This is a genomic window from Neptuniibacter sp. UBA6509, assembly GCA_002435145.1.
GTDB lineage: Bacteria > Pseudomonadota > Gammaproteobacteria > Pseudomonadales > Balneatricaceae > Neptuniibacter.
Genome location: DJLT01000049.1, coordinates 1 through 25,987, shown reverse-complemented (window position 1 = coordinate 25,987; position 25,987 = coordinate 1). Strand labels below are relative to the sequence as shown.

Annotated in this window: 21 protein-coding genes; 9 read left to right on the top strand and 12 right to left on the bottom strand. The window is 40.9% G+C overall.

The window, feature by feature from the left end; genetic code table 11:
- Nucleotides 1-6: 6 nt before the first annotated feature.
- Both B4K11_RS06640 and B4K11_RS06635 read right to left on the bottom strand, forming a co-directional pair.
- Nucleotides 7-828, bottom strand: coding sequence for a phosphate/phosphite/phosphonate ABC transporter substrate-binding protein (locus tag B4K11_RS06640; protein ID WP_292952328.1), 822 nt, complete (start codon nt 826-828; stop codon nt 7-9).
- 7 nt (nt 829-835) lie between these two features.
- On the bottom strand, nt 836-1,927 hold the full coding sequence (locus B4K11_RS06635) for a response regulator (protein ID WP_292952324.1): 1,092 nt from the start codon (nt 1,925-1,927) through the stop codon (nt 836-838).
- A gap of 208 nt (nt 1,928-2,135) precedes the next feature.
- Here B4K11_RS06635 and B4K11_RS06630 point away from each other — a divergent pair, with 208 nt between their 5' ends.
- Nucleotides 2,136-2,684 (top strand): heme NO-binding domain-containing protein, encoded by a 549-nt coding sequence (locus B4K11_RS06630; RefSeq protein ID WP_292952321.1) that lies wholly within the window; start codon nt 2,136-2,138, stop codon nt 2,682-2,684.
- Nucleotides 2,677-5,055, top strand: coding sequence for a hybrid sensor histidine kinase/response regulator (locus B4K11_RS06625; RefSeq protein ID WP_292952318.1), 2,379 nt, complete (start codon nt 2,677-2,679; stop codon nt 5,053-5,055). The genes B4K11_RS06630 and B4K11_RS06625 overlap by 8 nt, the downstream gene beginning before the upstream one ends.
- A gap of 513 nt (nt 5,056-5,568) precedes the next feature.
- Here B4K11_RS06625 and B4K11_RS06620 read toward each other — a convergent pair.
- The 4 genes from B4K11_RS06620 to B4K11_RS06605 form a co-directional block, all read right to left on the bottom strand.
- Entirely contained in the window at nt 5,569-6,648 is a 1,080-nt protein-coding gene (locus tag B4K11_RS06620; protein ID WP_292952315.1) for a TRAP transporter substrate-binding protein, read from the bottom strand.
- A 355-nt stretch (nt 6,649-7,003) separates the two neighbouring features.
- Complete coding sequence (locus B4K11_RS06615; RefSeq protein ID WP_292952312.1) at nt 7,004-8,293, bottom strand: TRAP transporter large permease; 1,290 nt, start codon at nt 8,291-8,293, stop codon at nt 7,004-7,006.
- 12 nt (nt 8,294-8,305) lie between these two features.
- Entirely contained in the window at nt 8,306-8,842 is a 537-nt protein-coding gene (locus tag B4K11_RS06610; protein WP_292952309.1) for a TRAP transporter small permease subunit, read from the bottom strand.
- 172 nt (nt 8,843-9,014) lie between these two features.
- Complete coding sequence (locus B4K11_RS06605) at nt 9,015-10,085, bottom strand: TRAP transporter substrate-binding protein (protein ID WP_414689238.1); 1,071 nt, start codon at nt 10,083-10,085, stop codon at nt 9,015-9,017.
- Between the two features lie 501 nt (nt 10,086-10,586).
- Between B4K11_RS06605 and B4K11_RS06600 the strand changes: the two genes are divergently transcribed.
- The 3 genes from B4K11_RS06600 to B4K11_RS06590 all read left to right on the top strand — a co-directional run bounded on the left by B4K11_RS06600 (nt 10,587) and on the right by B4K11_RS06590 (nt 14,621).
- On the top strand, nt 10,587-11,048 hold the full coding sequence (locus B4K11_RS06600; protein WP_292952303.1) for a hypothetical protein: 462 nt from the start codon (nt 10,587-10,589) through the stop codon (nt 11,046-11,048).
- A gap of 407 nt (nt 11,049-11,455) precedes the next feature.
- Nucleotides 11,456-12,673 (top strand): hypothetical protein, encoded by a 1,218-nt coding sequence (locus tag B4K11_RS06595; RefSeq protein ID WP_292952300.1) that lies wholly within the window; start codon nt 11,456-11,458, stop codon nt 12,671-12,673.
- 466 nt (nt 12,674-13,139) lie between these two features.
- Complete coding sequence (locus B4K11_RS06590) at nt 13,140-14,621, top strand: aldehyde dehydrogenase family protein (RefSeq protein WP_292952297.1); 1,482 nt, start codon at nt 13,140-13,142, stop codon at nt 14,619-14,621.
- A gap of 218 nt (nt 14,622-14,839) precedes the next feature.
- Here the strand turns inward: B4K11_RS06590 and B4K11_RS06585 are convergent, their stop codons facing one another.
- The 5 genes from B4K11_RS06585 to B4K11_RS06565 form a co-directional block, all read right to left on the bottom strand.
- A complete protein-coding gene (locus B4K11_RS06585; RefSeq protein WP_292952294.1) occupies nt 14,840-15,364 on the bottom strand; it encodes a DUF1097 domain-containing protein in 525 nt (174 codons plus the stop codon).
- Nucleotides 15,365-15,667: 303 nt separating this feature from the next.
- Nucleotides 15,668-16,108, bottom strand: a complete 441-nt coding sequence (locus tag B4K11_RS06580) for a hypothetical protein (RefSeq protein WP_292952291.1) — start codon at nt 16,106-16,108, stop codon at nt 15,668-15,670.
- Nucleotides 16,109-16,315: 207 nt separating this feature from the next.
- On the bottom strand, nt 16,316-17,755 hold the full coding sequence (gene aldA, locus B4K11_RS06575; protein WP_292952288.1) for an aldehyde dehydrogenase: 1,440 nt from the start codon (nt 17,753-17,755) through the stop codon (nt 16,316-16,318).
- Between the two features lie 92 nt (nt 17,756-17,847).
- Entirely contained in the window at nt 17,848-19,638 is a 1,791-nt protein-coding gene (locus tag B4K11_RS06570) for a PQQ-dependent dehydrogenase, methanol/ethanol family (protein ID WP_292952285.1), read from the bottom strand.
- A 71-nt stretch (nt 19,639-19,709) separates the two neighbouring features.
- Nucleotides 19,710-20,279 (bottom strand): ubiquinol-cytochrome c reductase iron-sulfur subunit, encoded by a 570-nt coding sequence (locus B4K11_RS06565; RefSeq protein WP_292952282.1) that lies wholly within the window; start codon nt 20,277-20,279, stop codon nt 19,710-19,712.
- Between the two features lie 618 nt (nt 20,280-20,897).
- Here B4K11_RS06565 and B4K11_RS06560 point away from each other — a divergent pair.
- From B4K11_RS06560 to B4K11_RS06545, 4 genes are read left to right on the top strand one after another with little or no spacing between them, the layout of a single operon-like run.
- A complete protein-coding gene (locus B4K11_RS06560; protein ID WP_292952279.1) occupies nt 20,898-21,851 on the top strand; it encodes a hypothetical protein in 954 nt (317 codons plus the stop codon).
- Nucleotides 21,852-21,909: 58 nt separating this feature from the next.
- Nucleotides 21,910-22,398 (top strand): hypothetical protein, encoded by a 489-nt coding sequence (locus B4K11_RS06555; RefSeq protein ID WP_292952276.1) that lies wholly within the window; start codon nt 21,910-21,912, stop codon nt 22,396-22,398.
- Nucleotides 22,399-22,422: 24 nt separating this feature from the next.
- Nucleotides 22,423-23,304 carry a hypothetical protein gene (locus tag B4K11_RS06550; protein ID WP_292952273.1) on the top strand — a complete coding sequence of 294 codons (882 nt, stop codon included), beginning with the start codon at nt 22,423-22,425 and terminating at the stop codon, nt 23,302-23,304.
- Nucleotides 23,305-23,330: 26 nt separating this feature from the next.
- Entirely contained in the window at nt 23,331-25,418 is a 2,088-nt protein-coding gene (locus tag B4K11_RS06545; RefSeq protein ID WP_292952270.1) for a 4Fe-4S binding protein, read from the top strand.
- Between the two features lie 173 nt (nt 25,419-25,591).
- Here the strand turns inward: B4K11_RS06545 and B4K11_RS06540 are convergent.
- The coding region (locus B4K11_RS06540; RefSeq protein WP_292959293.1) for an energy transducer TonB at nt 25,592-25,987 on the bottom strand (396 nt) is incomplete at its 5' end.

The window sequence follows — 25,987 nt, the reverse complement described above, 5'->3', positions numbered from 1 at the left end:
TCCTAATTATTTTGGAGAAACATAATAACGTTCGAGGTTTAGCCTACGTACCTGATCATAATCATGATCAGTAGCGTCCCCAATTTTTTTAAATGGCACTTTAGCTAAGAGCTTCTGATACTCTTCATGCTGTCCCATTTGTAATAATGCTTCAGTGACTTTTTTAACAATCTCTGGATTAAGATCCAATTTTGCAGTAAATGGATGAGGCTCTACACTGTCAGTTTTAAGTAAAATCCTGACGTTATCTTTTACATCAGCATGTTGCTGATTGAAGGTTTTTTGAACCCCTCCTCCGGCCGAAGCCAAATTCAATCCAACATTAAGGTAGACTGAAGAATGCGTATTGACATATTTCGGCGTAAAACTAATACCATATTTTTGTTCAAGCTCTGAACGGATCATTAATGAAGCACCTAACGCATTAGGTGCAGGAAAAACGACTGTTTTTTCATTTAGTTGCTGAACATCCTGAATATCACCATCCGCATTGATCACCAGAATACCGTAGAGTTTTCTTCCATGATCTCGGGCAATAGGCTGGTAGTTATCAGAAATCGTATAGTGATAAGGGTTCATATAGGCAAAATCAAAATCCCCCTTGGAAAAACTTTTCTCAAATGTGGGGATATCTTTAGAGCCTTTCAGAACAAACTTATGGCCTGTTTTCTCCTCAAGAACATCAAGAATTGGTTGCCAGATAGAAAAAATCGTTTTTATATCAAATTGAGGAACAACACCAACCGTAAAAGTGTCTGCTATCGATACAGGTGGAACGATCAGAAGAAATGAAAGAATCAAAATATGTAAACGTTTTGTCAGTTTCATCAGTAAATTAATCCTTAAATTTCTTCGCAATTTCAACAAATGAATGCTCCTGACGAAGGAAGGCATCAACAATTTCTGGGTCAAAGTGCTTACCTCTGCCTTCCAGAATAATGGATTTTGCCTTTTTATGATCAAAGGCGGGTTTGTAAACTCTTTTTGAGATTAAAGCATCATATACATCTGCAACAGCCATCAACCTTCCTGATAGAGGTATTTCTGCCCCACTCAATCCGCGGGGATAACCAGACCCATCCCATTTTTCATGGTGAGTCAGTGAAATTTCTCTGGCATATCTCAAAAAAGAGCTTTCTTGATCTGACATACTCGACTCTGCTTCAGAAATAGCATCGGCTCCAATTTTAGGATGACTTTTCATAACAATGAACTCATCCTCTGTAAGCTTGCCTGGTTTCAACAGGATACTATCAGGAATACCAACTTTACCAACATCATGCAATGGAGCAGATTTATAAATTAAATCAACATGCTCTTTAGTAAGTTCATCGGTATAAATACCTTGTTGAACTAAGTCTTCTGCGAGTGATTTCACATAGAATTGAGTACGGCGAATATGGTTCCCCGTTTCGTTATCACGTGTTTCAGCCAAAGATGCCAATGCGAGAATGGTGACATCCTGTGTGGTTGATAGCTCAGAGGTACGAGCTTTTACTTTCTCCTCAAGAATTTCATTTTGACAAAATAATTTATCCTGAGCAGCCTTTAAAGCAAGATGCGTTTGAACCCTAGCAATTACTATCGCTGGAGAAATAGGTTTTGTTATGTAATCAACAGCCCCGACTTCAAGACCTTTCGTTTCATCCACTTCGTCGTTCATTGCCGTAACAAAAATTACCGGAATAGACGCAGTTTCAGTTTTTGACTTAAGTTGACGGCAGACATCAAAACCATCCATACCCGGCATCATAACATCAAGCAAGATCAGATCCGGTATCGCCTCACCAGTTACCCTTGCCAGCGCTTGATCACCATTTTTCGCAGCAATCACCCTATATCTAGATTTCAGCAGATCCGACAGTACCATTATATTGATAGGTTCATCATCAACTACAAGAATAGTTTTACACTGAGTTTCTTTCATATAAGGCAATCCCAACTTCTAATCATCTGATTGAGTTTATTATAAGACTTTAAAAGCACCCAACCTCTAGTAACAATCAAAAACCACAGAATTATTTACAATATTTAGTCTAATAATGATCCCCATCAGTAATCTTTTATTTGTAATATTCCTAAAAAACAATAAATATTCTATATGTAGGTAATTTTTAAAGGTAATAGAGGCAATCATGCTCGGGATCGTTTTTACAGAATTTATGGAGATGGTAGAAGATCAATTTTCTGCCGATGTACTTGATGATGTACTGGATAGCTCTAACCTTGACTCTGAAGGCGCCTATACCTCAGTTGGATATTATGATCATCAAGAGATGATTAGAATGGTCGTCGCGCTCTCTAAAAAAGTTAACTTGCCAGTAGATGACCTAATAGAAACTTTCGGCCAGCATCTTTTCGGTGTACTTATATCTAAATACCCTACTTTAAGAGGCGACATAGACTCCGCTTTAGACTTTCTGGAAACTGTTGATTCCACAGTTCATATACAAGTCAAAAAGCTATACCCTAATGCGGAATTACCCGAATTTGATTGTGAACGGATATCAAACGACAGGTTAAACTTACACTACCGATCTAAGCGACCATTTTCAGTTCTAGCATTGGGACTAATCAAGGGGTGTGGAGAGTTCTTCGGAGATACATTGGAAGTGAGTCATTCATCACGGGAGGAAAAAGGGTTTTACCTTACCGACTTCGTTGTTGTAGATGTTCATGAATAGTGAAGCTGCACGCTGGGAAAAAAGATATCAACGTGAAAAGAAATCACGCAAAGCTGCAGAAGATCTACTAGAAAAAAAGGCGAGTGAGCTATTCGAAGCAAATGAACGCCTCAAAGGGCTTCTTGATTTTCAATCGCTATTAGTCGAAGAGAAGACCCGTGAACTTCAAGCTGCTCTAGTGGTAGCAAAAGACGCTAATGAGCACAAAAGCTTATTTCTAGCGAATATGAGCCATGAAATCCGTACTCCCATGAACGCGATTATAGGGCTTAGCCATTTAGCATTAGAAAACGAACTTGACCAACAACAGCAAAGTTACTTGCATAAAATCCAGCTTTCCGCAAAAAACCTACTCGGAATCATCAATGACATCCTAGACTTCTCGAAGATAGAAGCAGGTAAAATGAACATTGAACTTATCTCCTTCGATTTGGATGAAGTATTAAGTGATCTCTTCGAAATACAGCAGGTTAAAGCACAAGAAAAAGGCATTAGTTTTACACTAAACCGTGATTTTAGCTTCTCAAGCCATGTTTTCAGCGATCCCGTCCGTATAAATCAAATACTGACAAACCTTGTGAGCAATGCAATCAAGTTCACGGATCAGGGCTCTGTCTCTATTGATATAGATGCAATTCGTAATGAGAAAGAGGCCTGTCTAAATATTGTAGTGGAAGATACAGGGATAGGTATCACTCCTGAGCAAAAAAAACAGCTATTCAGCCCCTTTACTCAAGGTGACTCAAGTACTACCCGCCAATTCGGTGGTAGCGGATTAGGCCTGTCTATTACACGAAAGTTAACAGAGTTATTAGGTGGAACTATCTACCTTGAAAGTGTATTTGAACAAGGCACTAAAGTGACTGTTACTCTGCCACTTCAATTGGATAATAATAATTTAAAGTGCAGCAATTACCTCAAGGGGAAAACGTGCCTAACCATCGGGGAAAATGATAATTCATTAATAAATTTACTGCAGCATTTTGGCTTATGTACCAAAATAGAGCCTTATTGCAAAGACTCAATCCAAAAAGTTGAATCACTTTTGCTCCACGAAATTGTAGATTGCATCATAATCAGTCCTTCTAAAAATTCAGAGATTGATATCACCGATTACTTACTGACTCTGCGTAATCAAGTACCTGAGGTTATTGTTATCCCCTGCGTATTAATAACGGGAATGCGAGAGGCAAACATCATTACCGAGCAGAATGATCATTATAATATTCATGCGATAAGCGAATTGATTACCCCATCAAGTATCTTTGATTTATTAAGTGAAATCCTTCAACCAAATATCAACCCCGAACCGGTTAAGAAAAACAGAGCTTCACTACATGGTATTGAAGACATCTTAGGGACACGGGTACTGCTTGTTGAAGATAACCCTCTAAATACAGAAGTAGCAAAAGGCATGCTGGAGCGTATGGGGTTAATTACAGTCTGTGCAGAAAACGGTCAGGAAGCACTCAATCTATTAGAAAAATCAACATTTGATGTTGTATTGATGGATCTCCAAATGCCCATCATGGATGGGTTTGAAACGATCACGCATATTAGAAACAACCCAAAATATTCTAAACTACCTGTGATTGCCCTGACCGCCCATGCAATGACAGGAGACAAAGAAAAAAGTCTCGCAGCAGGCATGAATGACCATATTACTAAGCCTATAGACGTTAATGAACTTGAAAAAACATTATTCAGATGGGCACCAGAACAATCATTAAAAAGAAAATCAAGTTTACCTACATCAAGCGCCATTCCTCTTCTTTGTGACAATGCTCCTGGTCTAAACTTAAAAAGCTCTCTTCCACGAGTTTCCGGGGATCTAAACCTTTATTTCTCACTGTGGGATCAATATTTTCTGAAATATCCCGACCTCACTGATCAGGTTGCCGACCTAATCAAATCAAATCGCTTATCAGACCTGCATATTCTCAGTCACAGCGTGAAAGGTGTTTTTGCAAATTTGGGAGCCTTTGAACTAGAACAAACCTGTGCAACTTTGGAACATTTCAAAACGTCTCCTAACGACGGCAAAGCGATAGTAGAAAAGCTGAGTATAGAGTTAGAAACAGTGAGAATGACTTTAGATCAGTTGAAATGCTCACCTTCAGTCCCCTCTGAGGGGCATCATTCAGGCTCAATGAATTCTAGTGAGTTTACTCACCTTCTTACAAAACTTGAACAGTTATTACAATCAGGAGATATTGAAGCAATTATTACAGCAACAAGGCTTAGAGAAGTTACTGCTAAAGGCAAGGAAGCAGAATTCAAGGGCCTTGAAAGCCTAATTAACGATTTTGAATTCGAAGCAGCACTAAAAGCTCTACAATGTTTAAAATTAACGATCACCGATACTAAATAGATGATTGAGTAACATACAGCGGTTCAAGTCAGAGCTACTACACACTATTATCAGGGCGTGTAAGTCAGCCCAATTGAGTCGATGCTAATTCAGATTAACCCCTAACTTAAATTCCTAAGGTACCCAAGCTTACAATAGTCATGTTTAAGCTCTTTTTTACTTCACCCATTAGTATCTATAGATCTTATTTACTATATATCCCCAAAACCTGATCACCGCCCCACCCCAACCCAACCCAATCAGACAGAACCAAAAAAGTGACTATTTCACTATTGCTCGTATTCGCCCCGGAGATTAAATATTGTTAAATACAAACCGGCATTTAATCACTTAAAAAGGGCCTCACCTTCACGCCGATACTGTCTTTATACACTCAATGTTAAGCGGGCCGAATTCATATACTAAGAGAGCCACCTAATTGCTTTAATTTAATGCACTAGCCCATTCAGCAATATAGGTAGCTCTCTGGCAGACTCAGATTTAAGCTAATGACCCAAACGGCCGTTACAAGCCTTACTTATCGAGGCTATTCAAGTAAGCCTTATCTGAAATATCAGTCCAAGCGCGTGCTTTACGCATATACTCTGCTTGCGAATCCTGAATCCGTTTAGCTTGCGGATCTTTCTCCGCGTATTCAGCTAGCAGCTTCTCATTAGCTTGACGCATTGCAGTAATGACATCTGCGGGGAAAGTCTTAACCTGAATATTTGGAAACTCAGTCTTCATTTTATGCCAACTCTCACCTGACTCATGATGAGTTTGGATATACATATCATAAGCAGAGGTTCGCATAGCCGTTTTTAAAATCTGCTGTAGATCTTCCGGTAATCGATCAAACTTGCGTCTATTAACCATAAATTGCAGTTCACTTGCAGGCTCGTGCCAACCGGTATAATAAAAAGGCGCTATTTTGTGGAAGCCCATTCGGATATCAAGGGATGGACCAACCCATTCAACCGCGTCTACTGTACGTCGCTCAAGTGCTGTAAAAAGATCACCCGGTGCAATATTGACTGGCTTCGCCCCAATTTTTGACCATAGCTCACCCGCAAAACCTGGAATACGAATTTTTAACCCTTTCACATCATCTAGGGAATTGATCTCCTTTTGAAACCACCCCCCCATCTGTACACCCGTGTTACCACCCGGGAAGGAATACATACCAAACTTTCCATAGACCTCATTCATCAACGTTTGGCCTTCACCATGGTAGAACCAACCATACTGTTCAGCGGTAGTCATTCCAAACGGCATCGTTGTGAAATACAGCGTATTAGGGACCTTACCTTTCCAATAATATGAGGCAGAATGGCCTATATCGTACTGCCCTGCTCTCACCATATCGAAGACCCCGAAAGGCGCTTTGTGTTTATTGCTGGAATCAATGGTAATTTGCAGTCTGCCATTAGACATAGACTCTGCCAATGAAGCCATACGCTTAGTGGTATCACCTAAAATGGGCGTGTTAGCTCCCCATGTTTCAGCCAACTTCAAGCGATAGACTTTATCTTCTGCTTGCGCCAAAGGAGCTCCTACTAACGCACAGCTTAAGAACAAACCACAGGTCAATTTCTGATAAGTAAATGAGGACATTCGGTTACTTTCCCTTCATGTAGCCAACACAAACAAAGTGCTGGCATACTTTAATAGCCTACTTATTAAGCAGGCGATGACAGTTTTTATTATCACTAAATAGTAATACGATTTATTTAGCTATGACACTGCTTCGTCGTATTAATCATCAAGAAATACGGCTCTATCTGCATTTATGACAGGCAAAAAAATGCCCCGATGAACGGGGCCATCCAATAGACTACTTCAACGCAGTCTATGGACAATGGGAATAAACCAAAATGCGCTGTTACCAGCACGATGAGAAGTGAGTGATAACGGTCACTCAACCGATCCCGGCTTACAACAGAATAAGTTTTTCTCCAGCACAGCGATTTTAAGCTAGACCGTAAAAGGCTGGGAATAACAAAATGGAAATAACCACGGCAACCTGCATGATGATAAACGGCATCACCCCACGGTATATATCCATTGTTTTAACCTGCGGAGGCGCAACCCCTTTGAGATAGAACAAACTAAAGCCAAAGGGCGGGGTTAAGAAACTGGTCTGTAGATTCATCGCAATCAAGATAGCAAACCACACAGGTGCGATACCAAATGCATCAGCCACAGGCGCTAAAATAGGTACGATAATAAAGCTGATCTCAACAAAGTCGATGAAGAAGCCCAAAATCAAGATAGCGACCATTGAAAGAATCAAGAAGCCTGTAGCGCCACCTGGCATATCAGATAGAAGCTCTTCAACGATGTAATCACCGCCCGTGTAAGTAAATGCCATAGAGAAGGCGGTTGCACCCAGCAGGATTGCGAAAACCATCGCAGTGACTTTCACTGTTTCTTGCGCAGAATCGAGCACCATCTTCCAACTAAACTGACGATACAACGCAGCCAAGACAATCGCGCCAACACCACCTAGGGCAGACGATTCCGTTGGAGTTGCGATACCCGCAAAAATGGAACCTAACACAATCAGAATAAGTGCTAATGGCGGTACAATCGCTTTTAGGGCTTTAATATATTGTTCACTTTTATTCTCTACATCATCGTCAAGCGGAAGTGCGGGTGCAGCTTCTGGCTTAACATAGCTGTAGATAAGAATGTAAATAACATAAACGCCAATCAGTAATAGGCCCGGGCCTACAGCGGCTTTAAACAGGTCACCTACTGGAATACCTAATACATCACCCAGAATAATAAGAATGATAGAAGGAGGGATAATCTGGCCTAAGGTACCTGAGGCACAGATCGTTCCGCAGGCTAAGGATTTGTCGTATTTATACTTCAGCATTACTGGCAAAGAGATAAGCCCCATGGCAACAACGGAAGCACCGACCACACCTGTAGAAGCCGCGAGTAACGCACCCACAAGCACCGTAGATATCGCTAAACCACCACGCACACCACCAAACAATTTACCCATCGATTCGAGTAACTGCTCAGCTAGTTGGGTTTTCTGTAAAACAATCCCCATAAAAATAAAGAGAGGAACCGCCATCAATACCGTATTTTCCATAATGCTCTGAATACGGAACGGCATAAAAGCAAACATCTCTGCACCTTCAGCAAAGACGCCAAAAATAAGTGCAACACCACCAAATGTGAAAGCAACTGGGAAGCCGACAAGCAGCATCAACAGCGCCACACCGAACATGATAATACCAATCATTATTAAGGCCCCTTAGTGCTGTGGCGGTTGGTAATCATCACCTTGGCTCAAGCCTAGGTAGATGTTTAAAGATTTAAGGAAAAGCCCAATACCACTAATCACCATGGCAAAAAAGGCAAAAGGAATAACGGACTTAATTAACCAGCGATAAGGTAAACCACCCGGGTCACCTGAGGTTTCGCCCAACTCAAAAGATTCACGCGCAAAATCGACACCGTACCAAGCCACCAGCCCGCAGAATGGTAGTAATAAAAATACACAACCAAGCATATCGATCATCGCTTTACTCTTGGTGCTCAAACCTTCATAAATAAGGTCGACACGAACATGCCCACCTGCTTTAAGTGTATAAGGCACACCTAAGAGAAATACAGCAGCATACAGATGCCACTCCATCTCTTGCATCCCTATCGAGACATCATTAAACACATAGCGCATGACAACATCCGCAAAGACATTGAATAGCATTAATACAAACAGGACGGCAGAGATCTTACCCATCAGCTCAGAAAAGCTGTTGATCACCTGCTCCAGTCTCAATAGAAACATGCTAGCTCCGAGGAATTAGATGTTAGCACCCCGAACATTATTCCTTCTGTCCAGGGTGCCAACGAGGGGTTCTTTCGATTTTACAACTAACTTACAAAAACAGTGTTTTCATCGTTTTCTTAAGAATGAAAGCTAGGTCAGTCAACAATAACTGACCTTATACACTGTCGTGCTACTTAGACAAACTGTTTAAGTAAGCTTTATCAGATATATCAGTCCACGCACGTGATTTGCTCATGTATGCAGATTGAGAATCTAGGATTTTCTTCGCTAAAGGATCTGCTGCCGCTTTTTCAGCTAGTAGCTCATCATTAGCAGTACGCATCGCATTAATTACATTAGCAGGGAACGATTTAACCTGAATATTTGGGAACTCAGTTTTCATGCTCGCCCAGTTCTCACCCGATGCATGGTAAGACTGAATGTACATATCATACGCAGCAGTCCGCATCGCTGTTTTCAAGATCTGCTGAAGGTCTGCTGGCAACTTATCATACTTCTTCTTATTGATTAAGAATTGAAGCTCAGTCGCTGGCTCATGCCAACCTGTATAGTAGTAAGGTGCAATTTTGTGGAAACCCATACGTAGATCTAATGATGGACCTACCCACTCAAGTGCATCAATAGTACGACGCTCAAGTGCTGTATAAAGCTCACCCGCGGGGATATTCGTAGGTTTCGCCCCAAGCTTAGCCAATACTTCTCCGGCAAAACCTGGAATACGCATCTTCAGACCTTTAAGGTCATCCAATGTATTAATCTCCTTCTGGAACCACCCCCCCATCTGATTACCAGTGTTACCACCAGGGAAAGACATTAGATTATACTTGCCGTAAACCTCATCCATCAGTTCCTGACCACCACCGTGATAGAACCAACCATACTGCTCAGGAGCAGTCATACCAAAAGGCATTGTTGTGAAGTAAAGGGTGTTAGGTACTTTACCTTTCCAGTAGTAGGACGCAGAATGCCCCATGTCATATTGACCTGAACGCACCATATCAAAAACACCTAAAGGTGCTTTATGCTTGTTCTTGGAATCGATAGTGATTTTAAGACGACCATTCGACATTTTCTCAGCTAGATTGGCCATATTTTTAGGTGCATCACCAAAAATTGGGAAATTACTTGGCCACGTTTCTGCTAACTTCAGTCTATAGACCTTATCATCTGCTGCCATTGTAGGCATTGCTAGAACAGCCGAACACGCCGCTGCAGTCATCAATGTTTTTGTATAATTCATTTTGAACATTTTTATTATAATCCTCTATCTGTATTACCGCTTCAGGATAACCGTCATAAAAGGTAGGCCGTAATGAATAAAAGGATCTCCTGCTCAAACTCATTACGACCGTAAGTCATATCCACTAACACTCGTCAGCAGAGATAGTTTGGCACAAGGATACAAAAACACCTATTGGGAATAGTGCGCAAGAGGTTAACAATGATTACTTAGACAGCTCTACGTAGTAATACGTAGAAGCCGCTTTCAACCTTATAACATCCTACTTATCAAAAGTAATTTGGCCTTTCAAATATTCTTTATTTGTAGACCGAAAACCATCTACTGGAAAAGAATTAATCTGTATTCCTTAGCATTAAACTCATCGATTATTTCGGCATTTCTGTTATACCTAATTTTAATAATCCATATGAATTGGCATAACACCTGCATTATTAGGCATTGAACAAAACCAATCAATAATTATATCTACAAGGCTATTGATCAACGGAGAAAATAAAAATGCTAAAAAAATTATTGCCACTGCTTATTGCTGTTTCTTGTTTAAGTGCAACCGCTTCAGAACTGCCTAATTCAAAAGAAGCGTTACTAGAACAGTTCCTTGAAGCTCATGAAGCTAAGAACTACTCAGACGTAAAACCTTTAATAAACTGGGATGGTGTAAGAAAATATAAAGCTAAAATGATACGTGTTTATACACGTAACAACTTCGGTAGAAAGGTTATTAAAACTGAATTTGAGGAAGCAGATACTGAATTCCTAAAAAGCTTCAAAGTTGGACAAAAGAAATACCAGAGCAACCTACCAGTAACCCATTTAATGAGAATTTATTTTGAAGATACTGTAGGTGATGAAGAACCGGAATTTGGCTCAGTTGTCTATCTAGTAGGTAAGAAAACAGAAGGTTATCAGATAGCTATAGCGATTAATGATCCAGCTTCTGCGCCATCGATTGCTCACTAAAATATTATTAAAAAATAGCACTTATATAGGTGCTATTTTTTTATTAGTCATTGCGACAACTGATGCATAAGCAAAACACATGTCTTAAATAGAGACAATTGACGCTACAAATTAAGCTATAGATTATTAAATAATACATTTTAGACACCTGTCGCAACATTAATACAACAGTGCGACAGCTGATTAAGTAATTATTAAGAATAATATGAAAGAATTTTCTCTTAACAAAAGCAAAAACCATAAAAACAAAAATAAAATCATTAAATTTCAAATACTTAAAAAAAAGCACCGACATATTGTTCTTTATGGCACACCCTTTGCGATATCCCCCACGCTAGATTAATTAAATTTAATTATTTTTAACAAGAACACAAAACTTACTTATAAAAATATTGGGGGATTCGTTAATGAAACGAACACTTATAAACATGAATGTAGCTGCTGCAATCCTTGCAATGTCAGCTGCTGCTAGCACTGTTAATGCCGCTGAATTTATGGACGGCAAAATTAAAATTAGCGGTGCAGCAATGCAAGCATGGCAGTCAGGTATCTCTGTAGATGGAGCATCAGCGAATCCTCTAGATTCAGATGCAGATTCTGCATTCCAGCGCATGCGCTTCGCCCTAAACATCAACGCACAAGTTGCTGAAAATGTTTCTGTATTCGCTGAATTAGCTGAAGAACCTAACGATTGGAATAATGGTAGCGCAGCAATCAGCCAAGACTTAGCATGGATCCAGTTTGATCTACCAAACAACACCGGTGTTCGTTTAGGTAATGTTGTGTCTACGACACAGAACTTCATTCGTTACTCTGACGGCGCTGCAGTTCAAAGCAACCCGTTTGTTGGTAACGGCCTAACTGACATGATTACAGCTGAAGAAGGCCTATGGGCATACGGTTCTCACAATCTAGAAAGTGGAACTAATGTGACATGGGATGCCGTACTTGCTACGCCTGATTTCTTCACTGACTTCACGCCAGGTCAAGGCTACAACCTTGGTCTACGCGGTACAGTTAACCTTGAAAGCGGTCTTTCTTTCGGTGCTGGTACATTTAAAACAAACCACGATGCATCTGCTGTAGCAGGTAAGCCTTTTGGTTCTTTGATCGCTATCGGTGATGGTGATAACTACCAGTTCGCAAACACTGCTCCAAGCGCTCGTGCAACGCACCCACTGATCGTACCAGGTGTTGATGCATTCGTATGGCAAGCAGATGTTCAATATAAAGTAGACAACTTCCTTATTCACGGTCTATTTGGTCAAGCTGAAGACGATTACAGCTGGGCTGGTGGCGAAGGCTCCCTACAGACTTCTTACATTAAAGAAAAATCTAAAATGGACTTCTGGTCTATTGAAGGTAAATACGACATCAGCAGTGACTGGTACGTAGCGGCTCGCTATGCTGAAACCAAGAACAAGAGCGAAGGCGTAAGCGGTCCGAATAAAGCGGATCGTCTACAGCTAGGTGCAGGTTACTGGTTAAACGATGCAACTCTCTTCAAAGCTGAATACGTTAAGCAGCAAGAAGATCAGTTCTCTGGTGGCGGCGCTACTACATTCGGTGCTGTTGGCGGCGCTGAATGGGATGGCTTCATCATGGAAGCATCTGTAACTTTCTAAGGAAAAATCAGGGAGCCCCCCCTTCAGTCTCCCTGAATTTACTTTACAAAGATTTTCCTCATCAAATCACCTCCGGTGAACTTGAGCATCAATACCCGTATTGATGCTCTTTTTTACTATTGAAGAAAATTCCTATCATTTTTTCTTCAATTCTATTGTCACGAAAGCAGTGGCTTTGGCCTATTTGGTTCGCACAATCAAATAGGTCCTTTTTATCTCACCCCAAAGATACTTATAAAACCGCCTAAGACACATCTGTCGCTTTTTAGCACACAGATATACGATTGTCGCTGTACAAATTAGAATGAAAATTAGCGCTCATGATCCACACCACAAAAAATCATATAAAGCCTTTAATAACAACAAGATAAACAGTAATTATATTTCGAAAAACTGCTAAAACTGGCACATAAACTGCTGAATATATTGTTCATAACAAACACAACAGCAGTCAGTGGAGCAATCTATGAACGACTCTTTAACACCCCAGGCAAAAGACTTTTTAAATCAGACTATCCCTTTATTCATTAATGGTACATGGCTGTCTAGTGAGTGTGGCAATACAACTGATATTATCGACCCGTCATCTGGTCAAACAATTGCAACAGTATCATCAGGCGATGAGAAGGATGTAAATTTAGCCGTAGAAACAGCTGATAAAGCATTCAGAAGCTGGTCTAAGCTATCACCAGAAGAGCGTGCAGAGCACCTTAATAAACTAGCAGACAAGCTTCAAAGCGAAGCTAAAACACTGGCCCAATTAGAAGCCTTAGATGTAGGTAAAGCTTTTGTTAATGCCGATGGTTTCGACATCCCTTTTGGTATTGATTGTGTACGCTACTACGCAGATCTAGCTGTTAAAGCAGATTACGGTGCGTCTCTTGATTTAGAAGATATGGATGCTCGCATTCATCGTGCGCCCTACGGTGTTTGTGGTTTTATCTTCCCATGGAATTTCCCATTTGACCTATTTATGTGGAATGTAATGCCTGCTTTAGCTGCGGGTAACACAGTTGTTATTAAACCAGCAGAACTTACACCACTGACAAGTTTATATGTTTGCAAACTAGCGGAAGAAGCTGGAATTCCAGCGGGTGTTATCAATGTTGTCGTTGGCGCTGGACGCAAGGTTGGCACACCACTGATTGAACATCCAAAAACTCGTCGCATCTCGTTCACAGGCTCTTCAGGTGTAGGTAAACAAATAGCGTCAATGTGCGGCCAACGCCCAATTCCATGTAAGTTAGAACTAGGCGGAAAAGGCGCAGCGGTTGTATTTGACGATGCTGATCTAGACAATGCAGTTACACAGCTAGCAGGTGCAATTACCCTAAATACAGGACAGGTATGCTGTACGGCAACACGATGGTTGATCCAAGAAAACCTCTATGATGCATTTGTTGAAAAGGTTACCAGTAAACTAAAAAGCACTGTTATTGGCCCTGGCATCGATCCAAAAACCGAGATGGGCCCTGTCGTCAGCCAAGCTCAACAAGACACTGTACTTGACTATCTAGATAAGGGATTAACGCAAGGCGCTACTGCCGTTCTAGACGGCGGTAAAGTTGATGTTGAAGGACATGATGGCGGTTACTATGTTGCGCCTTACCTGCTAACAGGCTCACCAGAAAACATCTGCTTCCAAGAAGAGATTTTTGGGCCGGCTGCGTTTTTGGTTAAATTCAAAGACGAAGAAGAAGCGCTAGAGCTTGTTAATAGCCTTGAATACGGACTGGCAAACAGCGTATTTAGTGAAGACCTCGAACGTTGTAATCGAGTTGCCGAACAGATGGTTGCTGGTAACAGCTGGATCAATGCACACAACGTATTCGCTTACGGCCTGCCTTATGGTGGTATCAATATGAGTGGTGTTGGTGGTGGCGTAAACTGCCCTGAGACATTCTATGATTACTTACGTGACCTCACTATAGCTCGCCCGCTTGTATAATAGATAAGCACAAAGACCAAACCGAGTAGTTCTCAAACTACTCGGTTTTTTTATGCCTATAATTCTTTCAATCAGTATCTATTCATAGTTAATAAAAAAAAGCCCTAGACCTTTACAGGTCTAGGGCAAGAACCGCCGTGAATAGCGGATGTATCGGTACCGCCGTAGAGGGGGCGACACCTAGAGCACAGGGCTGTACTAATAAAACAATGTTTGGATTAGGCCTCAGCTGAAACAGCACCGGCTGCTACTGTAGACAACTTGCCAAATACGCCGCCTAAAATAACGGACAGTGAAATAATCAATAGTGGGTTTTCAAAAGATGTAGACATTAACGTCTCCAGAGACATTCTGCCTTCTGTCTGTAAAAGGTAGGCAAAGGTCGCGGCATAAGCCAAAACAGAAGCAGGAACGGCACCAAAGATAGATAGGTTAGAAGCAAAGACAACAGAAAAGGCGGTTATCGCTACTACGATCGCAGCCCATAGCGGGCCACCCAAAACCTCACCAAGAGGAAATTTAAGGATAATAAATGCACCAATCCAGCCAATTACGACACCAAAAATGCCACAAACGATTGTGCTTTTAAGCGCTGCATTATCAGCACCCAGTGCTGCAAAAGCGGCCCAAGCAATAAAGATGGCCCAGATTAGGACTAAACCTGATAATGGACTTAATGCAATCCAAGTTGCTAATGCACCAAATAGCGCAATACTTAAAGATGTAGCTGTTAAAGGGTTCATATATGACATTTCCTTAATTATTTTTAAATTTTAGCCATAAATAAATTAATAATTTATTTAAAATTCTCAAAACATATAATGCAGATACAGTGCCAACTATTTAAAAAACAGACTTTTAAAAGCAGCCCTACTTAAACCCATAAATAACAGCTAAATAAATTTAAAAACCCTCATTCAGCAGAACAATACACAAGAAAACAATGAGTCATCTGTTGCAAAACATAAACAATAACTAGCGACACAAACAAAAAAGCGACAGCTGTTAGGCCATCGCTTTAATCAATTACTTTAATGATATTAAAATCACTCTTTCAAAAAAACGACTAATGCATTATGAGGTATAGCTTCAGGCGTTATAATTTCTACATTATTATAAATTGAACCATTACTGATACGGTGCAGTGCGACTTCAATAAAATCGACTACATTCTTTTCTTTCACCGTTAACACTGGAAAAAAAGCATTATCTAACTTCGATATATTTTCCAACAACTCATTATTGAAAAAAAGTATTGAACTTTCAGAAACGCCTATTAATGCATTAAAAACCATGAAATTCAAATTATCATCATGGTTAACATTAGACATATCATCGCAATCATAATAAATTCTTATATTTCTTTCGTATAAAAAATCACCTGTAGAATCAAGATGACAATCAATTATATTGATTAACTCTCTATCATCATTGACTTCATAAACAGGTATATTTAGGAGTGACAATTTCCGTTTTAGTTTTTCCATTTTCGCCCTCAAACCTTAAAAAGGGAATATTCCTAAATACAAGTTGTGATGCCTATCAATTTGGCATTAGTGACGTGTGAAACAATCTAACTAAAAACAAATATACATAAAGAGTTTAAGAGCAAACCGAGAAATCTGGTAAGCAACTGAATATCAGCTTCTGGTATACTCTTAAAGCTCTATAATTTCAAAGTCATTACGTTCTATTTAACTTTGGATATAAGCAACGTGTGTATGCGTATATTCATATAGGCCATGCTTACCATCAGCACCACCTATACCAGACTTACGAACACCCGCATGGAAGCCTTGCATTGCTTCAAAGTGTTCTCTGTTGACATAGGTTTCACCATAATCGAGTTCACGGATCGCCTTCATCGTCTCATTAAGATCACGCGTAAAGATGGATGACGTCAAACCGTATTCCGATGCATTTGCATGCGCAATTGCTTCATCAAGGTCTTTAACGACCTGTATAGGCAGAACAGCACCAAAGATCTCTTTATTCATAATTTCCATATCAGCAGTACAGTTAGATAAAACTGTTGGCTGGTAATGGAAACCGGTATCCTGATCAGCAATAGCGCCCCCTGTCGTTACAGTAGCGCCCTGCTCTTTTGCAGTTTCAACCATCGCTGCAACTTTATCTAATCCAATTTTGTTGACCAGTGGTCCCATATCAACATCTGGATTTTCGATCGGATCACCGTAAGTAGTCTCAGCCATCGCTGCTGTGATCTTGCTAACAAACTCATCAGCAACATCAGCGTGAACATAAACTCGCTCAGCACAGTTACAAACCTGCCCAGAGTTAATTACTCGAGATCCTTTAATCGCATTTACAGCTAAATCAATATCTGCACTAGCCATCACAATAGCAGGAGCCTTACCACCTAACTCTAGATTTAATTTTGTGATATTGGGTGCCGCAGCAGCCATAATACGGGAACCGGTTTCAACACTACCGGTAAAGCTAATAAGATCAACATCAGTATGATTAGTTAATGCACTACCTACACCTGCACCCGAACCACAGACAACGTTAAAGACACCCGCTGGCAGGTCTGTTTCAGCAACTAATTTAGCAAATTCAAAACAGTTATTAGGCGTTTCTTCACTTGGTTTAATTACAATGGTATTACCCGTTACTAGAGCTGGCGCCATCTTTCGAGCGATAAGAAAAAACGGAAAGTTCCACGGTAAAATACCTGCAACAACACCTACAGGCTTGTGAAAAAGAAATATATTTTCATCTTGACGATCACTCGTAATAACTTCGCCTTCTATACGGCGTGCCCACTCGGCCATGTAGTCCATATAGTCAGCAGTGAAGTCAACTTCTACTCGGGCAAGGCTCAGCACTTTACCTTGCTCTTGGGTAATAATTGTCGCTAGACGATCTGCATTTTCACGAATTTTATTCGCAATTACGCGGAGGTATCCTGCTCTTTCATTAGCCGGCTTTTTAGCCCACTCTTTCTGAGAATTTTTTGCTGCAGCTACAGCTTTATTAACCTCTGATGCATCTGCATCAGGTACACGTGATAGCAACTTGCCATTGGCAGGGTTAAATACATCAATAGTTGATGCAGGCTCCGCCATAAATTCGCCATTAATAAAATTACTATAAACAGGGGCTTCTAACATGACATGCTCTCTTTATTCTTATAGGAGAAAGTAGAGCCAGGAAAGCATGAAGGGGGTGTAACCGCTCACCTGGCTCTGGATGAAATTACTGCTTACTTAGACGCAGCTTCCATTAGTTTCTGTGCATTTTTCTTAAGAGCGAATACATGAAGCATGCCGCCCTGTGGAACTGTAGTTGTATGATCCATTACAGCATCAAAAGCACCCTGCATACGTTGAGCGTCTACACCCCAACCAGCCTGAACACCAATGAACTGAGTACCATTTACGCTCCAGCTAGAAGGTACAGCTGTGATGCCTGAGTTAGCACGGAACTGCCATAGCTTCTTACCTGTACGAGCATCAAGTGCACGGAAGATACGGTCGTTACCACCACCAGAGAACAACAGGTCACCACCTGTAGCTAGAAGTGGGCCCCAGTTCATCTCTTTCATGTTGAACTGCCATACTTTCTTACCAGATTTGATGTCCCAAGCCTGAATCTCACCAATGTGATCTTCAGCGCCATCAGCTAAACGGATGTTTGTCAGGATATCTGCAATCGGTACACCGATATAAAGCTCACCAGACTTACGTGGTCCCATCTTCACACCACCCATTTCAGAACATAGGTTCTCATGAGCAGGGATATAGAACAGACCCGTTTTAGGGCTGTAAGCTTCAGGCGGCCAATCTTTACCACCCCAAAGAGAAGGACAGAAAGTTACTTTCTTGCCTGTACCTGGAGTATGTGCAGGATCGTAAGTTGGGCGACCAGTCTTCATATCAATGCTCTTAAATACGTTCTGTTTCACGTATTTTTCTGCATCTACGAAATCGATAGAACCATCTTTGTTACGCTCAAGCGTCCATAGGTAACCATTACGACCCGCGTGAACAAGACCTTTGATGTTTTTACCTTTGTGCTTGTAATCGATGATTACAGGCGGAGAAACTTCATCCCAGTCCCATGCATCATTATGGTGATACTGGTGATAACCTTTCAGCTTACCAGTCTCAACATCAAGTGCGATTACAGAGTTCGCATATAGGTTGTCACCTGGACGAGTATCAGGCATCCATGGACCACCGTTACCCGTACCGTAGAAAGCTACACCCATATCAGCATCATAGGTACCTGCGATCCATACAGATGCACCACCGGTTTTCCAAGCATCACCTTTCCAGGTTTCACTACCTGGCTCACCTGGAGCTGGAATAGTATGCGTTTTCCAAGAGATCTTACCTGTTTCAGCGTCTACTGCTGTAACGTGACCACGGATACCGTACTCACCACCAGAAACACCTACCATTACCTGACCTTTAGCGATCAGTGGAGACAGAGTCATGTAGTAACCGTCTTGCCAATCAGCAACACAAGTCACCCAAGATTCTTCACCCGTTTTAGCATCCAGTGCTACCAGACAAGCGTCTGTCGCAGCCAGGTAAACCTTATCACCATACAGACCTACACCACGGTTAGTCGGGTGAAGTTGGAATAGCTCTTCAGGAATCTCTTTCTTATAACGCCATAGTTCATCACCAGTCTCTGCATTCAATGCAATTACCTGGTTGTTTGGCGTAGAAATGAACATCACACCGTCATTTACGATTGGTGGCGCCTGATGACCTTCAAGCTCACCTGTTGAGTAGGACCATACTGGTACCAAATCATCAACGTTATCGGCATTGATCTGCTCCAGCGGACTGTACGTCCAACCTTCATAGTTACCACGCCATTGCAGCCAGTTTTCTGGCTCTGGGTTTTGCAGTCTAGCCTCAGTAACTGGACTGTAGTTTGTCAATGGGTTTGACTTAGCAGCGGTTGCACCGCCTACTGCGAAAGCAGCAGGTGTTACAGCCAAAGCTACGGCAAGTGCCCCAACCTGTTTAGCTAATGACATATAGCTCACTCCTGATTTTATTTGTCTTCTTAGGAAAACCCCACCCCGGGGAATAGAGACTCTGTTTAAACTTATTTTTTGTAACCTGGCTTACGCGTGAAAGGCTCTTTCACGAAAATCAGGTCATCTTTGATTTCAATCGGCAACATACCGAGCTTTTTGGTCGCGGGGCCGTTAGTAACTTTGCCCGCAGTGTATGGGTCAAATCTTGAATAATGGCAAAAGCAGAAAAACTCTTTTTTATCTTCAATAAATGAGTTCACATCACAGCCTTGGTGCGTACAAATAGCTGAATAAGCAACAACACCATCAGCTGAATTGGCTTTGGTTTCTTCATCCATCAATGCTGGATCAAGGCGAATAACCATCACCTTATTAAAACGAGAGCCACTTCTGATCACACCGGATGTTGGATCCTGTGGAAATGCCAATACTTGCTGAGCTTCAAGTTTCAATTCAGATGCAGATATTGCACGTGCATTACCATGCCCATCTTCGACCACAAGCTGATCACCTGGCACAGGACGCATTCTTTCTGGTTTAGTTGTTGCAGCTTCTGCTCTAGACGATAGGCCTTCAGTTGCACCTACTGCTGCTACACCTACACATGCACACGATTTTAAAAATGATCTACGTTCCACGATTTATCCCACCGTTTAGATTTCTTTAACTGTTCAATCGCAACACTTAAAAACGAGTGCGACACTACTTGAAATCTAAAAGTGCAAAGGGTGAGCCAAAAAATACAGAAAACAAAAATAAAAAAATAACTTATTGATTTTAAAGAATTAAAAATCAGAAAATAAATCTCAAGAGATACAAGAAGGGTAGAATTTCACTTTCACAATTTGTTAAAAAAGAACAACTGTCTACAACAGGCGTCGCAGCAATGCTACACAATAGCGACATCGCGCAACGAATTTAGTAGCACCTAGATTAATGCGAGAAAAAACAAGAACTAAATAGAGGGAGATGCCAATACTTAAGGAAGCCAAGCCGCATCAGGCACGACTAAAACAGCTCAACGAGACAAAGCAGCAACAAGTGTTGCAGCCTGCGCTTCAGATGTGTCTTTTTCACAACAGTTATAAATAAATCGTCATAACTTATTAAAACTCAACTCAAACTGCATGCTCTGCAACCCTGATAATTACTGGCACTACAGCCTATCTTCTATTAAAGGAAGATATGAAAACAAAACGGTGGCATATCTTTTGCGTTATGCCATTAAACAAAAAAGATAATAAAGGAAAAATGCCGTGAATCGTGCCACATTAATAAGACTTCTGTTAATTCCCGCGCTATCTATACCGACGGCGATGGTGGAAGCTTCGTCTCAAAATGTATGGAAAGATGGTATCAATTATATAGCGATCAACTCTGATGCTATGGATAACCAAAACAACCATCCGTATGAGATTGAAAGTAAGAAATTGGCAAGAATTCTTAGCCATATCAAAATTGAATCAAAAGATAAGAAGAGTTTAACGTCTCTAATATCTTTTGATTCAGAAAAGAAAGTTATTCGTGTTTTTACTGCCAAAGAGATAGATGTACTTGCTCAAGGTATAAGTAAAGCATTGGAACAAAGTAAAAAAAATGAGGTTGTTACTTTTTCTGTTTCTGACTTCCGCAACGTTTATTTTGGTGATAAGCGCTTATCCATCAGCGGCACTGCGTTCATTAAGAATGAAAACTTAAACTTGCTCTTTGGTGAAATTCACGTTGATTTTCACAAAAAATATGTCCGTTCTGGCCAGGGAGTTAGTAATAGCCGATTTGCTTCTAATGTTGAACTATCAAACTTTAAACTTTCAACAGGCAATACATCCAAAGAACAAGATCATGATTGGCAGCTCAAAGTATTCTCTGGAGCCAACTCTGTTAATAACCGATCAGATTGGTTAAGCATTAATTTGGCTCAACAATACGACTACCAAGAGTCCCAAGCTCAAACTGAGGTCATACAGAATAAATACCTTTCGGAATCACAAAAAGCGCAGCAAGTTCAACAACCATCCGACATTGAAGAACGTCTCAAGCGTTTAGAAGCTGCTACGGCTACTACAGCAGCCACCGCTTCAAAGACTCCTACCGAGTCGGTCGATTCTGTTGAAGCACGTCTGAGAAAAGTTAAAGCTCTTTATGAAGATGGGATCATCCCTGAAAGCGTCTACCTGCAAAAGATGAACGCTATTATCAGCGAGCTATAAATAACACCCATCGTGATAAGCGGCTCTAACGAGCCGCCTTCAATATATAGGTTCCGTCATGAAAAAAATACTTTCTATCCTTTGCTGCAGTCTTACGCTTTCTATACCTACCGTATCCGCTGCAGTAGACACTGGCGAATTAAAAAAAGAACAAGCCCCATTACTTATCACATTTCAAAAATCAATATTTGAAGAGATGATCAGAAGCCATGGAACACAGTTAGAGAGCGAAACCGTTCTTAATTGGTGCTCACTCAATGGTCTAGCTGATGAAATAAAGCTTTCGACCAACGAGCTTAAACGTGCCCTATATGACTCCTTCATTGTTGCAGGAACCCAAAATGTACAAGCAACAGAAATTGCTCGCCAAATGACAGATGATCAATGGAAGCTTTACAACCACGCCCTCACGAGTGATATTAAAAGATACCAAGACGGTATATCTAAAGGGCTTTCAGTCAGCTTAGCCACCAAAAAGAAAAAGAATACATTCTGTATCGAAGCAGAGGCTCTAGCACTTAAAGCGGCACAAACCATTTCGCACTAATTTGTTCATTTCGGAGTTAAAGTCATGTTTAAACGAATCATCGCGAGCCTAGTATTAGCATCAGTTTTACCCATCAGTTCAGTTGCTAGCGCAGAAACATTAAATATTAAAAAGCAGTGGGAATCTAAAGCTGAATTAAAGGAACCGGAATCTGTTGTATACGACATCATGCGGCGTTCAATTTATGTATCAAATATCAATGGTGAACCTGACGCAGCAGATGGAAATGGCTTTATATCATTAATAGCCAACGATGGAAAAATCGAAAAATTAAAATGGGTTGACGGGCTTAATGCACCCAAAGGCATGGCTGTTTTTGGTAAGAAGCTATTTGTAGCCGATATCAATGAACTGGTCGTTATTGATATAGAAACAGCAGAAATAATTAAACGATTCCCGCTAGAAGGTAATCACTTTCTAAATGATATAGCAATCAGTGAAAGTGGTGTTGTCTACATTACAGATACTGCTACTGACAGTATTTATAGATTATACAAAGGGCAACTGGAAGTTTGGCTTAAGGACAGCAAGCTCGATCACCCTAATGGTCTCTATATCGATAATAACAATATTATTGTGGGGAGTTGGGGTAAACCAACCGATGGCTGGAAAACTGACATTCCAGGCCGCCTTATGTTGATCTCCCCTGAAGACAAATCCATAAGCGATTTTGGCACCGGCCAGCCTATAGGTAACCTCGATGGTATTGCCAAGTTCAACAAGGACACATTTCTGTTGACTGATTGGTACCAAGGTAAGCTCATAAAAGCATCATCAAATGGTAACGTCGTAACCCTTCTAGAACTAGAACAGGGTATCGCAGATATTATCTATTTCCGCAGTAAAGACTTGCTACTGATTCCTCACATGCTCAAAGGTAAGCTCCTCGCTTACTCTCTAAAGTAGAAGAATAAAAACAAAAAGGTGAAGGGATGCAGTTAAATCGAACAAATTTATATCAAATTATCTTTGTTATATTTTTCTGTTTCACCTTTTTGGTTAATCAAAAAACTTTTGCCGTAGAGATGCCTCTGAGCCCAGAACTACAACTTCTGTTCCCAGAAGCCAGTCATATGGAACAAGAGGATAAAGGATTAAGTATTATTCCCGTTTATCAGCTGGGTAATTTAGCGGGTTATGCCTTTCAAACAGGTGAGATTTTTCCAGTTAGAGGTTACGGCGGCAGACCCATCAATATAATGATTGGTCTTAGCCCAAAAGGACGTTATACCGGTTTCGTTGTTATTGATCACTATGAACCCATTTTCGTAAAAGGTGACGGGCCTCAAAAGCTAGAACGTTACATGGCGCAACTTATGAATGTTGACGCTTCCAACAATATTTATATTAGGGGTGATAATCAAAAAGAGCTGCAGGGTAGTGGAAAAAGCACTTATATAGATGGCATAACAAGTGCCACAGTCACCACCAATGCGATCAATAAAACGATTACAAAATCAGCGCGGGCCGTTGCTCGGGCCAAGCAACTCGCAGGGTATGCCTCCTTAGAACGAAACATACCTAAGGCTGTAGAATTTGAACGATTAACCTTGTCAGAACTCGTTGAAAAACGCCTCGTAAAGCACTGGCCTATCTATCAGCAACAGATAGACACTGCAAAAATGGATAAGAAACTAGGCTACCCCAGCCAACCGGTTTCTATGGACAGCGATACGCCACTTGCAGAATTGTACATAGCCTATTTAAGTCATCCTCTCGTCGCTAAAAATATCTTATCGCTCGAAGCCTATAATGAGTGGACGCGCCTTAATAACGACAGTGACCAGTACCTCCTTATTCTGAGTAAAGGCCAATTGAAACAAAGTGACCTTTCCTCCTATCTAAGCCTTAAACAACGCAACACCGAAGTCATCCGTAAAGCATTCACATTGAGCGATGGCATAAACATCACCCGCGATGATGCAAACTGGGATGAAACAACACTATTACGTATACCTGTAGTGGCTAACTTTAATCCCTTAGACAGAACGAAACTCACATTTACTGCCGAAAGAAGCGCTAAGCTCATCGATATTCATCAGCTACCTTCTGAATATTTTACGGCGGACAACAGCCATCTAGAGAAAGAAATTGCGCTCTGGAAACAGCTATGGCTGCAAAGGCAAAATGAAATTGCATTACTGCTGATGGGCCTTGCGTTGCTATCCATTCTATTTCTTAACCAACGACATGCTATAAATATTCCTGAAAATTTCCATAAAATACGTGTTGTTTATCTACTGTTTACAGTAATTTTCATTGGCTACTATGCCCAAGGCCAACTTAGCATAGTTAATATACTCACCCTTCAGCATCTCATAATGGAGCGCGCCTCATTAGAGCCTTTCCTGCTAGATCCGATTATCAGCATTCTCTGGTGTTTCGTATTGATAAGCCTGATCTTCTTTGGCCGTGGCCTTTTCTGTGGCTGGCTATGCCCATTTGGAGCACTTCAAGAACTTATCGGTATGGTCAGCACTAAGCTGAAAATAAAAAAATGGAAAGTCCAGCCTTTATGGCATAAGCGATTACAAAAATTAAAGTACCTATTACTATTTGCCTTGCTGGGTGGATCTTTTTTCTCTTTAACATTGGGCGAAACTTTGGCAGAACTAGAGCCATTTAAAACAAGTATTACCTTATATTTCATTCGAGAATGGCACTATGTAATTTACGCTGCAGTTCTCCTTATCCTCGCCTTAAAAATACACAAATTCTACTGCCGTTACCTCTGCCCACTTGGCGCCAGTTTAGCGTTATTAGGCGCGTTTCCTATTTTTAATTGGTTAACTCGTCGTGCAGAGTGCGGATCACCTTGCCAGAACTGTAAGAACAACTGCGAGATTGATGCCATTAATAAACAGGGAATCATTGATATGAAAGAGTGCATTCAATGCCTTGAGTGTGTCGTCATTAATAGCAACCCGACACTTTGTGCTATTGAGGTAGCTGAAACTAAAAAGAAAAATAAACAGGCACGCATTGAAACGAGAGAGCTAGCTGTAGACGTAGGTAAGTAGATAGGTAACCTCTAAGGCGCCTTTCAACGACGCCGCAATGCTTTATAGTGTGTTATTAAATAAATTAGATCAATTAAACGTCAGAAGTTATTCTCATGAGAAAAAAAGCATTCAAAATAAGATACAAGGAAGCTCTATGAATAGACTCTCCACATATTCCGGCTGATAAATATTTACCTAGATAACTTGAAGTTAACTGGAATTTCTACCCACGCCGATACCCCTCTACCCTCGAACGTAGCAGGCTCTATCTCCCAGCCTTTAACCGCCTTTAATGCAGCATCATCCAAGCTTTTAATACCACTACTTTTATGGATCTTTAGCTCAAGATTACGGCCACTCGCGCTCACAAGAACACGGATAATAACTTCACCTTCTTGTTTTTTACGCAATGCCTTTCGAGGATATTTTGGTGCGATCGGTGTATTACGATAGCTTGGGTGTTTAACTAATTTATTCAAAACCCCATCGGTCACTTTCGGCCCCGTTGGTAACGAAGTTTTTTCCGCCACCTTAATAGGCTCAGCAGTCATAAGTTCTGGTTTTGGTTCCGGCTCTGGCTCTGGCTC

What these genes read in the sequence shown, in the direction of transcription:
- B4K11_RS06640 (WP_292952328.1), bottom strand. Translation starts at nt 828, where the DNA reads ATGAAACTGACAAAACGTTTACATATTTTGATTCTTTCATTTCTTCTG.
- B4K11_RS06635 (WP_292952324.1), bottom strand. Translation starts at nt 1,927, where the DNA reads ATGAAAGAAACTCAGTGTAAAACTATTCTTGTAGTTGATGATGAACCT.
- B4K11_RS06630 (WP_292952321.1), top strand. Translation starts at nt 2,136, where the DNA reads ATGCTCGGGATCGTTTTTACAGAATTTATGGAGATGGTAGAAGATCAA.
- B4K11_RS06625 (WP_292952318.1), top strand. Translation starts at nt 2,677, where the DNA reads ATGAATAGTGAAGCTGCACGCTGGGAAAAAAGATATCAACGTGAAAAG.
- B4K11_RS06620 (WP_292952315.1), bottom strand. Translation starts at nt 6,648, where the DNA reads ATGTCCTCATTTACTTATCAGAAATTGACCTGTGGTTTGTTCTTAAGC.
- B4K11_RS06615 (WP_292952312.1), bottom strand. Translation starts at nt 8,293, where the DNA reads ATGATTGGTATTATCATGTTCGGTGTGGCGCTGTTGATGCTGCTTGTC.
- B4K11_RS06610 (WP_292952309.1), bottom strand. Translation starts at nt 8,842, where the DNA reads ATGTTTCTATTGAGACTGGAGCAGGTGATCAACAGCTTTTCTGAGCTG.
- B4K11_RS06605 (WP_414689238.1), bottom strand. Translation starts at nt 10,085, where the DNA reads ATGAATTATACAAAAACATTGATGACTGCAGCGGCGTGTTCGGCTGTT.
- B4K11_RS06600 (WP_292952303.1), top strand. Translation starts at nt 10,587, where the DNA reads ATGCTAAAAAAATTATTGCCACTGCTTATTGCTGTTTCTTGTTTAAGT.
- B4K11_RS06595 (WP_292952300.1), top strand. Translation starts at nt 11,456, where the DNA reads ATGAAACGAACACTTATAAACATGAATGTAGCTGCTGCAATCCTTGCA.
- B4K11_RS06590 (WP_292952297.1), top strand. Translation starts at nt 13,140, where the DNA reads ATGAACGACTCTTTAACACCCCAGGCAAAAGACTTTTTAAATCAGACT.
- B4K11_RS06585 (WP_292952294.1), bottom strand. Translation starts at nt 15,364, where the DNA reads ATGAACCCTTTAACAGCTACATCTTTAAGTATTGCGCTATTTGGTGCA.
- B4K11_RS06580 (WP_292952291.1), bottom strand. Translation starts at nt 16,108, where the DNA reads ATGGAAAAACTAAAACGGAAATTGTCACTCCTAAATATACCTGTTTAT.
- aldA (WP_292952288.1), bottom strand. Translation starts at nt 17,755, where the DNA reads ATGTTAGAAGCCCCTGTTTATAGTAATTTTATTAATGGCGAATTTATG.
- B4K11_RS06570 (WP_292952285.1), bottom strand. Translation starts at nt 19,638, where the DNA reads ATGTCATTAGCTAAACAGGTTGGGGCACTTGCCGTAGCTTTGGCTGTA.
- B4K11_RS06555 (WP_292952276.1), top strand. Translation starts at nt 21,910, where the DNA reads ATGAAAAAAATACTTTCTATCCTTTGCTGCAGTCTTACGCTTTCTATA.
- B4K11_RS06550 (WP_292952273.1), top strand. Translation starts at nt 22,423, where the DNA reads ATGTTTAAACGAATCATCGCGAGCCTAGTATTAGCATCAGTTTTACCC.
- B4K11_RS06545 (WP_292952270.1), top strand. Translation starts at nt 23,331, where the DNA reads ATGCAGTTAAATCGAACAAATTTATATCAAATTATCTTTGTTATATTT.